7 protein-coding genes and 1 riboswitch are annotated in these 12,008 nt (G+C 74.8%); of the genes, 5 read left to right on the top strand and 2 right to left on the bottom strand.

Annotated elements, in window-relative coordinates; all coding sequences use genetic code 11:
• Positions 1–124: 124 nt before the first annotated feature.
• Positions 125–1,537 (bottom strand): prenyltransferase/squalene oxidase repeat-containing protein, encoded by a 1,413-nt coding sequence (locus ABT122_RS25555; RefSeq protein ID WP_351556720.1) that lies wholly within the window; start codon positions 1,535–1,537, stop codon positions 125–127.
• Between the two features lie 103 nt (positions 1,538–1,640).
• Positions 1,641–1,780, bottom strand: a riboswitch (cobalamin riboswitch).
• 316 nt (positions 1,781–2,096) lie between these two features.
• On the opposite strand from ABT122_RS25555, the gene ABT122_RS25550 reads away from it, so the two are divergent.
• From ABT122_RS25550 to ABT122_RS25530, 5 genes are read left to right on the top strand one after another with little or no spacing between them, the layout of a single operon-like run.
• Positions 2,097–4,871, top strand: a complete 2,775-nt coding sequence (locus ABT122_RS25550) for a prenyltransferase/squalene oxidase repeat-containing protein (RefSeq protein ID WP_502976204.1) — start codon at positions 2,097–2,099, stop codon at positions 4,869–4,871.
• Entirely contained in the window at positions 4,868–5,830 is a 963-nt protein-coding gene (locus ABT122_RS25545) for a hypothetical protein (RefSeq protein ID WP_351556718.1), read from the top strand. Before ABT122_RS25550 ends, ABT122_RS25545 begins: the two co-directional genes overlap by 4 nt.
• A 5-nt stretch (positions 5,831–5,835) precedes the next feature.
• Positions 5,836–7,023 (top strand): energy-coupling factor transporter transmembrane component T, encoded by a 1,188-nt coding sequence (locus tag ABT122_RS25540; protein ID WP_351556715.1) that lies wholly within the window; start codon positions 5,836–5,838, stop codon positions 7,021–7,023.
• Positions 7,020–8,678, top strand: a complete 1,659-nt coding sequence (locus ABT122_RS25535) for an ABC transporter ATP-binding protein (RefSeq protein ID WP_351556712.1) — start codon at positions 7,020–7,022, stop codon at positions 8,676–8,678. Before ABT122_RS25540 ends, ABT122_RS25535 begins: the two co-directional genes overlap by 4 nt.
• Complete coding sequence (locus ABT122_RS25530; RefSeq protein ID WP_351556709.1) at positions 8,675–9,598, top strand: ECF transporter S component; 924 nt, start codon at positions 8,675–8,677, stop codon at positions 9,596–9,598. Before ABT122_RS25535 ends, ABT122_RS25530 begins: the two co-directional genes overlap by 4 nt.
• Here ABT122_RS25530 and metE read toward each other — a convergent pair.
• The gene (gene metE / locus ABT122_RS25525) at positions 9,572–11,896 is read right to left on the bottom strand and encodes a 5-methyltetrahydropteroyltriglutamate--homocysteine S-methyltransferase (protein WP_351556706.1); all 2,325 of its coding nucleotides are present in this window, start codon (positions 11,894–11,896) and stop codon (positions 9,572–9,574) included. The genes ABT122_RS25530 and metE overlap by 27 nt on opposite strands.
• Positions 11,897–12,008: the final 112 nt, after the last annotated feature.

Below are 12,008 nucleotides of genomic sequence, written 5' to 3'. Positions count from 1 at the left end.
TTCCCGCGCGCCGGGTCCTGGTGGCTTTTCCCCCCCCCCGTTCTCTTTTGCGGGCGCGGGGCCCGCCCCCGGGGGGGGGGCCCTTTCCCGGCGTTCGGTTCACGGGCCCCCGCCGGGCCGGCGGTCAGGCTCCCCAGCGCAGGGCGATCGTGTCCCCGACGTTGATCACCCGGGCGCGGGAGGCGGCGGCGAGGGCCGAGCCGTCCGTGCTCACCTTCCAGGTGCCGGAGCCGCTGTTGGCCTTGCCGTTGAGCGCGGTGATCGCGCCGGTGCCCGACGAGGGCGTCACGGCGGTCACACAGCCGGCCGGTGTCGCCGCCGAAGCGGCGGCGTCCAGCACGTTTCCGAGGGTGGTCGTGGCGCCGGTGGGCGTGAGGGCCACGGAGCAGACCTTGAGCGCCCCCGCGCCGTCGTCGACGGTGAGGGCGAGTTCGGTGGCCGTCCCCGGGGTGAAGGCGCTCGCCGCCACCCATCGCGGCGCGCCCGCCGTGACCGGTGTGGGCGGGGCGGCGGTGAAGCCGCCGCCCGCGACGGCGCGCAGGGCGTCGACGGAGGAGTAGGCGGAGGGCGTGGTGTCGGTCGGCTTGTACTTGAAGCCGCCGCCGGGGTTGTACTGGTTGGCGATGAGGAAGTCGACCGGGGTCCTGCCCATCGAGGTGAGGAAGTCGCCGGTCTGCGGGTTGATGCCACAGGCGTTGAGCCCGGCGACGGCCCAGCCGTTGGAGTTGGTGTTGGCGCCGTACAGGGAGTCGAAGGCCCCGTTCGCGGGGAGCAGTCTGGTCTTGAGGAACGCCTTGGCCTGCACGATGTCGGCGTCCGTGTTCGGGACTCCGGCGGTGCACAGGGCCGCCATGGCGGCGCCGGTCATGTCCACGTCGCTGGGTGCGTTGAGACGGGTCGGGTTGCCCTCGGCCTTCTGGTAGTCCCAGCCGCCGTCGTTGTGCTGGTTGGCCCGGACCCGGGTGGTTATCCGGTCGGCGAGGGCCTGGGGGACGCGCTGGGCGCCGCTCTGCGTCCTGGCCCCGTTGAGGGCGAGCGCGGCGAAGACCGTGCCGTTGAAGTTGCCCGAGGGGCCGAAGTAGCCGGCCTCGGCGGTCTGCCAGTAGCCGTAGATGTCCGCGATGAGATTGCGGGACGGGGAGACCCGGGCCGGGTCGATGCCCGCGGCGTAGGCGTTCAGCGTGGCGCGCTCGTAGTCCGTGACGACCGGGGTGGCGGAGGGCCAGGCCGCGGTGGAGAGCAGGTTCCGGTAGACGGTGCGGGCGTTCTTGGTGGTGTCGCCGCCGGGGGCGACATCGGCGACGGCGGTGCCGGCCGCGGCGAGGGCGCCGAAGGCCCACTCGCTGGAGAGGCCGGACCCGGCGTAGGAACCGTCTGCGGCCTGGAGGGACTTGAGGTAGGCGACACCGTTCGTCTTCGAGGTGGCGATCTGCGCGGGGGACGAGGTCGCGGACGCGGGGAGCACGGTCAGGGCGAAGGCCCCGAGCGCGGCGGGGATCGCCAGGGCGAGGCGTCGGGAGGTCGGAGGACGGGACATGGGGGCCACTCCTGTGATGACAGGGACTCCGGCGGCACCCATGCCGAAGGGAGCCCTCCCGGCCGGGGGGTGCGGGGCCGTCGTCCAAGCGCGTGGTACGGCGTCGAATGCTGCTTCACCGCATGGGCATTCGGGCTCGGTACGGCCCTCGTGCCGTCCCACACCGCTGCGCGTCAGCCCCGGATTCGCACCGGATTCCCCCATGTGGCAGCCCTGGACGCTACCGGAGAGACCACCCGGCCACCAGAGCGGGAAGCACAGCGGCCCCGGACCGCGCGGGTGGGATTCAGGTCACCTTGACGCTGTCTTCGTCCGCGTGTTCCAATCCCGCTGATACAGACTCAACTTCAGGGAAAGCCGGTCGAATTCCGGCGCTGACCCGCAACCGTGGGCCCGGCAGCAGCCGGGCGAGCCGGATTGCCTGAAGGACTGATTCCAGCGAGAAGCGCCGTCGCGGACTACGGCGTGGTCGACCGGCTCTCCCCGTGCCCCGCTCGAACTCGAAGCGGACGGAGCCCCTCCGCCACGCCCTGCCGCCCGGAGGACACGAGGGGCCGTGGTGGGGACAGGCGTACGGAGACGGTGGGCGGGCCCGGCCGCGCTGGTGACGGCGGTGGTCCTGCTCGCGGGCACGGGTGTGTCCCTGGCCGCCGCTCCCCCGGCCGCGGCCGATCCGGTCAACCGGTGCACGGCCACCCGGGGCGCCATCGTCGCGGTGGACTTCGGCCCCTTCGGCGGCGGTGTCGCGCGCGGCTGCGACACCACCCCCACCACCGGCTACGAGCTGCTGCGCGAGGCCGGTTTCACCACCGCCGGGACCGGTCACGACGGCCCCGCGTTCATCTGCCGGATCGGTCACGGCTCGTTCGACTCCGGCAGGCAGTACCCGACTCCGGCGACCGAGGACTGCGTGCTCACCCCGCAGGCCACCGCGTACTGGTCGTACTGGGTCGCCTCGCGGGACGCATCGGAGTGGAGCTACAGCCATCACGGGGCGATGGACCGCCGGCCGAAGCCGGGCGACGTGGACGCGTGGGTCTACGGCGGCACCGACGTCGGCGGCAGCACCGGCAAGCCGGACTTCAGCCCCGACGAGGTCCGCGCGGAGGGCCTGCCACCGGCTCCCGACCCCGAGGCCCCCGCCGTTCCGCCGGGTGAGGTGAACATCGCCAAGGCCGCCTCCTGGGTGCGGGGCAAGCTGACCCGCGGCGACCGGGTGGTGGACGACGGCGGCGAAACCCCCAACCATCTGCTGACCACCGAGGCCGCGTACGCGCTCGCCGCGGCGGACGGCCGGAGCCGCACCGTGGACCGGATCGCCGCCTTCCTCGGCTCCCGGGCGACGGCCTACGCCTACCCGGAGGGGACGGACGCGGCCCCGGACGCGGCGGCGGCGGCCCGTCTCGCGCTGGTCGCCACCAGCACCGAGAAGGACCCGCGCGATGTCGGCGGGCACGATCTGCTCACCGGTCTCGCCGACCATGTCTGTCCGACCGGTTCGGACTCCGGTGTCCACGTTCCCGGGTGCACCGCCCGGGGCGACTTCCGCAACGCGACGTACACCGAGGCGCAGGCGCTGGCGCTGCTGGCGCTGCTGCGGGGCGGTGAACGGCCCCCGGCCCACGCGGTGACCCGGCTGACCCGGGCCCAGTGCCGGAGCGGCGGTTTCGCCGCGAGCCTCGGCCACACCGTCTGCGACGGCGATCTCCTCAGCACGGGTGCGGCCGTCCTGGCGCTGCGCAAGGCCGGCGGTCACCCGGGGCAGCTGGGCAAGGCGCGCACCTATCTGCGGAAGAGCCAGTTCCCCAGCGGCGCCTTCCCCGGCTGGACCGGGAGCACCACGGGCCATGTGATCTCCACCGCGTACGCCGCCCAGGCGCTGCGGGCCCTCGGCGACACCGTCCGTGCCGACGCCGCCGTCTCCTGGCTCTCCCGGCAGCAACTCCCCGATGGGGGCTTCGGGTTCGATGAGGACGCGACGGACGCGTCCGTCTACGCGACCTCGGTCGCCGTCCTCGCCGGGAAGGACACCAGTCTCGCCCGGCTGACCACGGAGCCCCGCCCGGCCAAGCCCCCGACCGGGCCCCCGACCGAGCCGCCGGCCGGCGACGGCGAGGGACCCGACCTGAAGAAGGGGGTCGCCTATCTGACCGGCGCGGCCAACCTCCGGCAGGGGCGGTTCTACGGCACCGGCGGCGCCCCCGCGCGGGCGGACTTCGGCCTCACCATCGACGGCGCCTACGCGCTCGCCGCGACCGGTCTCGACAACGGCAAGCTGCGGGGCGTCGTCGACTTCCTGGACGGCGGCGGCGAGGACGGCGAGGGCCGCACCGTCCACGACTGGACCAAGCTGGGCACCGCGTACGCCGGCGGCGGCTACATCGGCAAGACCGCCGTGCTCGCCCAGGCCGTCGGCCGCGACCCGCGCGACTTCGCCGGCGAGGATCTGATCGCGGGGCTCGCGAAGGCCGTCTGCGCCCGGCCCAGCGCCGCCCCGGACCGCAGCTGTCCCGCGCGGGGCGCCTACACCTGGGCGCCCTCCGTCTTCGCCCAGTCGCTCGCGGTCATCGCGCAGCTCAGGGCCGGTGAGAAGAGCGCGGCGGCGGCCCCCGTCGCCTACCTGGTGAGCCTTCAGCACTCCTCCGGCGCCTGGCCCAGCCTCGTCCCCTCCACCGGCGACTCCGACGTGGACTCCACGGCCATCGCCGCCATGGCCCTGGACCTCGTCGGGGAGCCGGGGACCGACAGGGCCGTCGACCGGGCCCTCGCGTGGATCGCGACCCGGCAGTTCGCCGATGGCGGCTTCCCCGGTGCCGCCGGGAACTCCGTGAACTCCGCCGCCCTCGCGGTGCAGGGCCTGTCGCTGGACGCCCCCCGGTACGGCAAGCAGATCGCCAAGGCGCGGAAGTTCCTGGCCGCGCGGCAGAACGGCGACGGCGGCTTCAATGTCGCGAAGGAGGGCCAGCGCGGCTCCGATCTGCGCGCCTCGACCCAGGCCGTGGGGGGCAGCACCGGTGTCTCCTTCGGGACGCTGACCCGCGATCTGAGCGGTACGAGCCCGCAGCCCGCGCCCGCGCCCACCCCCTCGCCGAGCCCCTCGTCGTCCTCGTCGTCCACCCCCGACATCGTCACGGACGGTACGGACGGAGCGGACGGCACCGCCGGCACGGACACCGGCGGCGACCGGGCCCACGGCTCCGGCGGTGAACTGGCCTCCACCGGCGTCCCGGCGGCCTCGCTCGCGGCCGGCTCCGCCGCGCTGGTCCTGACGGGCCTCGCCCTGACCGCGGTGTTCCGCGACCGCCGCCGCACCCGGGAAGGGAGCCCGTCATGAGAGGGTTCGCCGCCCGCACGGCCCGGCCGGCCGTCGCCCTGGGCCTGGTGGGCGCGGCCCTGGGCGCGACCACCGGCCCCGCCTCCGCCGCCCCGCAGCCCATGGGCCGGTGCACCACCACTTCCGGCGCCGTCCTGGCCGTCGACTTCAGCACCTGGGGCGGTCCGATCCACCGCTCGTGCGGCACCACGCCGACGACCGGCCACGAACTCCTCAACCAGGGCGGCTGGCGGACCACCGGCACGGGCCACGACGGTCCGGCGTTCATCTGCCGGATCGGGTACAGCGGCCACCGCGGCGGCAAGCAGTTCCCGCCGCCCGAGCAGGACGACTGCGTACTGACCCCGCCCGCGTCCGCCTACTGGTCGTACTGGCACGCCGACGCCGGGGAGAACACCTGGGAGTACAGCCAGTTGGGCGCGATGCTCTACAGGCCGAAGCCCGGCAGCGTCGATCTCTGGATCTTCGGCGGCACCGACCTCGAAGGCACCACGGGCCGTCCGAGCGTCACCCCCGACCAGCTGCGCGCCCGCAACACCCGGCCCACCGGGGGCGGGGCGCCCGCCGGCTCCCGGCCCACGGAGAGGACGGACCCGCCGCCCGGGACCGGCACCGGTCCCGCCCCGACCCGGACGGCCGTCCCCGCCCCCGCTCCCACCCGGACGCGGCCCACCGCCACCCCGCCGGTGACGGCCTCCGCCCCGCCGAAGAGGAAGCCCTCCTCCCGGACGTCCGCGCCGGTCCCCCCGAGCGCACCGCCGTCCTCCTCGCGGCCCCCCGCCACCGCGCCCGGGAGCGGCACCGTGACGGAGGCCGCCGAGATCGTCGACGCCGCCCCGGCGGGGGACGCCGGGCACGACTCGGGGTCGTTCCTCCCCGTGCTCGCCGCCGGCGGACTGATCCTCGCCGTCGCCGGCGCCGCCGTGGTCGCGGCCAGACGCCGCCGCCGCGCCGGCTAGCGCCGATGGCCGCCCCCGTCACCCGCCCGCCCGCCACCGCCCCGCAGCCGGACGCGGGCGGACGGCGGCTGCCCCGCACCCTCCACCCCGTGGCCTGGTGGATCTGGGCCCTCGCCCTCGCCACCGCCGTCAGCCGCACCAACAATCCGCTGCTGCTGTTCCTCGTCCTCGCCGTCCTCGGCTATGTGATCACCGCGCGCCGCACCGAGGCCCCCTGGGCCCGGGGGTTCACGTACTACCTCTGGCTCGCGCTGATCGTGGTGGCGATCCGGGTGGTGTTCCGCGCCGTGTTCGCCACCGGCATCACCCCGCGCGACCACTTCCTCTTCTCCCTCCCGCGCGTCCCGACGCCCGACTGGTACGCCGGCATCGAGATCGGCGGCCCCGTCTCGCTGGAGGCGCTGCTCTCCGCCGCCACCGACGGGCTGCGGATCGCCTGCATGCTGTGCTGCGTCGGCGCGGCCAACACGCTCGCCAACCCCAAGCGCGCCCTGCGGGTGCTGCCCGGGGCGCTGTACGAGCTGGGGGCCGCCGTCACCGTCTCGCTCAGCGTCGCCCCGCAGCTCGTGCAGAGCGTCCAGCGCGTGCACCGGGCGCGGCGGCTGCGCGCCGGGCGGACCAGGGGGCTCCGCGCCCTGCGCGGGATCGTCGTGCCGGTGCTGGAGGACGCGCTCGAACGCTCCCTGCGGCTGGCCGCCGCCATGGACTCGCGCGGCTACGGCCGGGCGGGCACGGCCACCCGGGCCTCGCGGCGGCTCACCGGGGCGCTGATGCTGTCCGGGATGTGCGGGCTGTGCGCCGGGGCGTACGGCCTGCTGGACGCCACCGCGCCCCGGCTCCTCGGGCTGCCCGCGATGGCGGCCGGGGCGCTGCTCTGTGTCGCCGGGCTGCGCCTCGGCGGCCGGCGGGTCACCCGCACCACCTACCGCCCGGACCCCTGGCGCCTCGCCGAGTGGGCGGTCGCCGGCTGCGGGGTGCTCTCGGCGGTCGTCCTCTTCGGCAACACGGGTTTCGACGCCGCCGAACTCAACCCGTCCATCCATCCGCTGAGCTGGCCCACGCTCCCGCTGGTGCCGACCGCCGCGATCCTGCTCGCCGGGGCCGCCGGATTCCTCGCGCCCCCGCCGACGGCACCCGCCCCGGCGCCCGTCCCCCCGCCCGTACCGCCCCAGCGCACCGCGGCCGCCACATGATCACCTTCGACCGGGTCAGCGTCCAGTACGAGGACCGGGCGGAACCCGTTCTGCGCGATGTCGACCTGACGGTGGACGAGGGGGAACTCTGCCTGGTCGTCGGGCACACCGGTGTGGGCAAGTCGACCCTCCTGGGCGCCGTCAACGGTCTGGTGCCGCACTTCACCGGCGGCACCCTGTACGGGCGGGTCACCGTCGACGGCCGCGACACGGCCGGCCATCCGCCGCGTGAACTCGCCGATGTGGTCGGGGTGGTGGGCCAGGACCCCCTGGACGGCTTCGTCACCGACACCGTGGAGGAGGAACTCGCCTACGCCATGGAGCAGTTGGCGGTCCCGCCGGCCACCATGCGCAAGCGCGTCGAGGAGACGCTCGACCTGCTGGGCCTCGCCGATCTGCGCCACCGCGCCCTGTACGAACTCTCCGGCGGCCAGCAGCAGCGCGTGGCCATCGGCTCGGTGCTCACCGCCCATCCCCGTGTCCTGGTCCTCGACGAGCCCACCTCGGCCCTCGACCCGTCGGCGGCGGAGGAGGTGCTCTCCGCCGTGACCCGGCTCGTCCACGACCTCGGCGTGACCGTCCTCGTCGCGGAGCACCGCCTCGAACGGGTCGTGCAGTACGCCGACCGGGTCATCCATCTTCCGGGCGCCGGCCGGGTGGTGTCCGGGACGCCCGCCGAGGTCTTCCGCACGTCCTCCATCGCGCCGCCGATCGTGGAGCTGGGCCGGGCGGCGGGCTGGTCCCCGCTGCCGCTCTCCATCCGGGACGCCCGCCGGGCGGCGGCCCCGCTGCGCACCCGGCTCGCCCCCGTGCCCCCGCCCCCGGCCCGGCCGCCGGTGGCGCCCGCCGCGGCCGGGGGGCCGCCGCTGCTGACGGCGCGCGGGATCACCGTGAGCCACCGGCGCGTTCCGGCGGTCCGCGAGGTGGATCTCGACCTGCACGGCGGCCGCGTCACCGCGCTGATGGGCCGCAACGGCTCCGGGAAGTCCTCCCTGCTGTGGGCGCTCCAGGGCTCGGGCCCCCGGGCGGCGGGGACCGTCGAGGTCGTGTCGGCGGTGACCGGGAAGCGGGCCGATCCGCGCGGACTCCCCCCGGCCGACGCGCGCCGGCTCGTCGGCCTCGTACCGCAGACACCCACCGATCTGCTGTATCTGGAGAGCGTCGGGCAGGAACTCGACCAGGCCGACCGGGAGTCCCTGACCGGCCGGCCGGGCCCCGGCGCCCGGGCCGTCCTGGACCGGCTCGCGCCCGGGATCGACGGCACCACCCATCCCCGGGATCTCTCCGAGGGGCAGAAGCTGGCCCTGGTGCTGGCGATCCAGCTCGCCGCCGCCCCCCGGGTCGTGCTGCTGGACGAGCCGACGCGCGGGCTCGACTACCGGGCCAAGGCGGAGCTGATCCGGATCGTCGACGGCCTCGCGGCCGAGGGGCGGGCGGTGGTGATCTCCACCCACGATGTCGAGTTCGTCGCCCGGGCCGCCGACCGGGTCGTGGTGCTGGCCGAGGGCGATGTCGTGGCGGACGGTCCGACCACCGAGGTCATCGTCGCCTCGCCCGTCTTCGCCCCGCAGGTCGCGAAGATCCTGGCGCCGCTGCCGTATCTCACGGTGGCCCAGGCCGCCTCGGTGCTCCCGGGCGGCGGGGCGGGCTCATGACGCTCCCCGCGCTCCCCCGCGCCGCGACGGCGATCCGCGTCGGCCCGCGCGCCGCGGTCGTGATCGCCATGGCGGCCCTCCTCGGAGTCGTCGCCTTCTTCTGGCCGTTCCTCGTCGCCCCCGGAACGTTCGCCTCGCACTACGCGCCGCCGCTGATCTTCGGAGTGCTGCTCGTGCTGGTCCTGTGCGTGGTGGTCTCGGAGATCGCGGAGGGCGGGATCAGCTCGAAGGCCCTGGCCATGCTGGGGGTCCTCTCCGCCGTCAACGCGGCGCTGAGGCCGCTGGGCGCGGGGACCGCGGGCATCGAGACGGTGTTCTTCCTCCTGGTCCTGGCGGGACGGGTCTACGGCCCCGGGTTCGGCTTCACCCTCGGCTGCACCTCGCTGTTCGCGTCCGCCCTGATCACCGGCGGGGTGGGGCCGTGGATGCCGTACCAGATGTTCGGCTGCGCCTTCGTCGGCATGCTCGCCGGGCTCCTTCCCCGGGCCACCGGCCGCCGTGAGATCGTGCTGCTCGCCGTCTACGGCTCGTTCTCCGGCTATCTCTTCGGCTTTCTGCTCAACCTCTCCTTCTGGCCGTTCTCGCTGGACCCGGACAGCTCCATCGCGTATCTCCCCGGGCTGCCCTTCACCGAGCAGTGGCAGCGCTACATCGCCTTCGACATCGCCACCTCCCTGGGCTGGGACACGGGGCGCGCCGTCACCACCTTCCTCTGCGTCATCCTGGCGGGCCCCGCGGTGCTGACGGTTCTGCGCAGAGCCGCCCGGAAGGCGCGCTTCCAGGCCCCGGTCCGCTTCGCCGCGCCCCAGGGGGCCGGGGAGTCCCAGGAGCCCGCGGAGCGGGACGGGCCCCGGGCCGGGACGGACCCGGGGGCCCGTCCCGGCCCGGCGCGGTCAGGCGCCCCCGGTGGTCAGCCCTGAGCGGACTTCGCGGGCGGCGGCGACCAGATTCTCCAGGGAGGCGCGGGTCTCGGGCCAGCCGCGGGTCTTGAGGCCGCAGTCGGGGTTGACCCAGAGCCGCTCGGCGGGGATGGCCTCAAGGCCCTCGCGCAGCAGAGCGGCGGCCTCCTCGGCGCTGGGGACGCGCGGGGAGTGGATGTCGTAGACCCCGGGCCCGGCCTCGCGCGGATAGCCGTGCTCGGCGAGTTCCCGGGCGACCTGCATATGGGAGCGGGCGGCCTCCAGGCTGATGACATCGGCGTCGAGGTCGTCGATGGCCTGGACGATGTCGCCGAACTCGGCGTAGCACATATGGGTGTGGATCTGGGTGCCCGGCCGTACGCCGCTGGTCGTGAGGCGGAAGGACTCGGTGGCCCAGGCGAGGTAGCCGGCGTGGTCGGCGGCGCGCAGCGGGAGGGTCTCGCGCAGGGCGGGCTCGTCGACCTGGATGACGGAGGTGCCCGCGGCCTCCAGGTCGCCGACCTCGTCGCGCAGGGCGAGCGCGACCTGCCGGGCGGTGTCGCCGAGCGGCTGGTCGTCGCGGACGAAGGACCAGGCGAGCATGGTCACCGGCCCGGTGAGCATGCCCTTGACGGGCCGTTCGGTGAGCGACTGGGCCCAGGAGGTCCAGCGGACGGTCATCGGGTCGGGGCGGGAGATGTCCCCGGCGAGGACCGGCGGGCGGACATAGCGGGTGCCGTAGGACTGGACCCAGCCGTGCTGGGTGGCCAGATAGCCGGTGAGCTGCTCGGCGAAGTACTGCACCATGTCGTTGCGCTCGGGCTCGCCGTGCACCAGCACGTCGATCCCGGCCTTCTCCTGGAAGGCGAGGACATCGCGGATCTCGTCCCTGATGCGCTCCTCGTAGCCGGCGGTGTCGATGCGCCCGGCGCGCAGATCGGCGCGGGCGGTGCGCAATTCGGCGGTCTGCGGGAACGAGCCGATGGTGGTGGTGGGCAGCAGCGGCAGGCCGAGGCGGGCGCGCTGGGCGGCGGTCCGTTCGGGGTACGGCTGGGAGCGGCGGCCGTCCGCGTCGGTGACGGCGGCGGTACGGGCCCGTACCGCCGGGTCGTGGGTGAGGGCGGAACCGGCGCGGGAGGCCAGGTCGGCCCGGTTGGCGCTGAGTTCGCCGGCGATGGCGCCGGTGCCCTGGGAGAGGCCGCGCGCGAGGGTGACGATCTCGGCCGTCTTCTGCTTCGCGAAGGCGAGCCAGCGGGCGATCTGCGGGTCGATGTCGCGTTCGGCGGCGGCGTCCAGCGGGACGTGGAGGAGTGAGCAGGAGGTGGCCACGTCGACCCGGTCGGCGAGGCCGAGGAGCGTGCCGAGGGTGGCCAGGGACTTCTCGTAGTCGTTGATCCAGATGTTGCGGCCGTTGACGACACCGGCGACCAGCCGCTTGTCGCGCAGTCCGCCGATGGCGGCGAGGTCGGCGAGATTGCCGGCGGCGCGCTCGGTGAAGTCGAGGGCGAGGCCGTCGACGGGGGCCTTGGCGAGAACGGGCAGCGCCTCGCCGAGGCGGTCGAAGTAGGACGCGACCAGCAGCCTGGGGCGGTCGGCGAGCGCGCCGAGGTCGCGGTAGGCGCGGGCGGCGGCGTTCAGCTCGGCCGGGGTGCGGTCCTGGACCAGCGCGGGCTCGTCGAGCTGTGCCCACTCGGCGCCGGCGGCGCGCAGGTCGGCGAGGACCTCGGCGTACACCGGCAGCAGCCGGTCGAGGAGGGTCAGCGGGTCGAAGTCCGCCGCCACCCCGGGGGCGGGCTTGGCCAGCAGGAGATAGGTGACCGGTCCGACGAGGACCGGGCGGGGGCGGTGGCCGAGGGCGAGGGCCTCCTTCACCTCGGCCACCTGCTTGGCGGAGTCGGCGGTGAAGACGGTGCCGGGGCCGAGTTCGGGGACCAGGTAGTGGTAGTTGGTGTCGAACCACTTGGTCATCTCCAGGGGCGCGACGTCCTGGGTGCCGCGCGCCATGGCGAAGTAGCCGTCGAGGGGGTGCGCCGCGACGGCGTCGCGGTGCCGCTCGGGGACAGCGCCGACCATGACACTGGTGTCCAGCATGTGGTCGTAGTAGGAGAAGTCACCGGTCGGCACCTCGTGGACACCGGCGTCGGCGAGCTGCCGCCAGTTGGTCCGGCGGAGGCCCGCCGCGGTCTCCCGGAGGGCGTCGGCGGTGACGCGGCCCTTCCAGTACCCCTCGATGGCCTTCTTCAGTTCCCGGTTCTGTCCCTGGCGGGGGTAGCCGTACACGGTGGCCCGTGCTGCCGCGGCTGCGGACTGCGCTGTCACGGAACTCTCCTTCGCGAGATGTCTCGTTGAATCCCGGGACGGGACGAGAGCGCGAAGGGGGTGCCACAACGGACGGGTCCACGGCGCGCACGGGGCGCGCCGGTCCGCCTGC

Origin of the sequence: Streptomyces sp. NPDC001985 (assembly GCF_040296845.1) — a bacterium.
GTDB lineage: Bacteria > Actinomycetota > Actinomycetes > Streptomycetales > Streptomycetaceae > Streptomyces.
This window is presented reverse-complemented; position numbering and strand designations above follow the sequence as displayed.

Excerpts from the sequence above, each read along its gene's own strand:
- ABT122_RS25555 (WP_351556720.1), bottom strand. The coding sequence starts at position 1,537 with ATGTCCCGTCCTCCGACCTCCCGACGCCTCGCCCTGGCGATCCCCGCC.
- ABT122_RS25545 (WP_351556718.1), top strand. The coding sequence starts at position 4,868 with ATGAGAGGGTTCGCCGCCCGCACGGCCCGGCCGGCCGTCGCCCTGGGC.
- ABT122_RS25540 (WP_351556715.1), top strand. The coding sequence starts at position 5,836 with ATGGCCGCCCCCGTCACCCGCCCGCCCGCCACCGCCCCGCAGCCGGAC.
- ABT122_RS25535 (WP_351556712.1), top strand. The coding sequence starts at position 7,020 with ATGATCACCTTCGACCGGGTCAGCGTCCAGTACGAGGACCGGGCGGAA.
- ABT122_RS25530 (WP_351556709.1), top strand. The coding sequence starts at position 8,675 with ATGACGCTCCCCGCGCTCCCCCGCGCCGCGACGGCGATCCGCGTCGGC.